We start from the raw sequence: 692 nt of genomic DNA, 5'->3' as shown, positions 1-692 counted from the left end.
AGCAGCATAAGAGGTAAAACGAAAACAAGTCCTCTATGTGATAAATCACTAAAAAGCATTCTTTTTAAAGCTGCTTGTTCTGCCATACAGCACGACCCTCAACTAAAAAATTACTATCTCAGAAAAATAGAGGAAGGAAAGCATAAATTGTCTGTAATTAATGCAGTAGCGAGTAAAATTGTTTTAAGGATTTTCGCAGTCTCAAAAAGAGATCAAAATTATGTGAAAATTTATGCTTAATTATTTGTTTTTATCTTAGAATGCTCAGCACAGGCCCGCGGAGTGGAGGGCAACGTTTTGCTTAGGCAAATTGACTATAATTGCAATTATGTTATTTGCTGTGGCAGAGCGGTGTGTTTTTATTCATTCCTTAGGGTGAGGACATTTTGCGGAGAGAGGGGTTCTAAATTACTGAAAAAAAAGTGGTTGTGCGCTTATCAAAATGTAATAGATAATCTTTAGCGTTTGTGGGTTTTGGGTAAAGTTTTAATTTTACTCTTGAAATTATTGCAGCTTCCGATCATATGCATAAATTTGCGTATTAGCGGAAAGGCTAAAAAACAGACCGTAACACCATGGAATACTTAGTTAAAGACGAGAAGCTTGAATTAAAACATCAGCCTGGCAAAGGCGCCTGGACTTATCATCTTCAAATTCCCAACACGAAACACATCGTTGGGAAATGGGGATCA

Annotated in this window: 1 pseudogene; it reads left to right on the top strand. The window is 36.6% G+C overall.

The window, feature by feature from the left end:
- Nucleotides 1–240: pseudogene (locus tag OA84_RS11520) on the top strand (IS110 family transposase); the annotation flags it as partial.
- Between the last annotated feature and the right edge of the window lie 452 nt (nt 241–692).

Origin of the sequence: Kaistella solincola (genome assembly GCF_000812875.1) — a bacterium.
In the GTDB taxonomy this organism is placed as follows: domain Bacteria; phylum Bacteroidota; class Bacteroidia; order Flavobacteriales; family Weeksellaceae; genus Kaistella; species Kaistella solincola.
The sequence above is the reverse complement of the archived record's forward strand: the minus strand, read 5'-3'. Positions and strand labels throughout refer to the sequence as shown.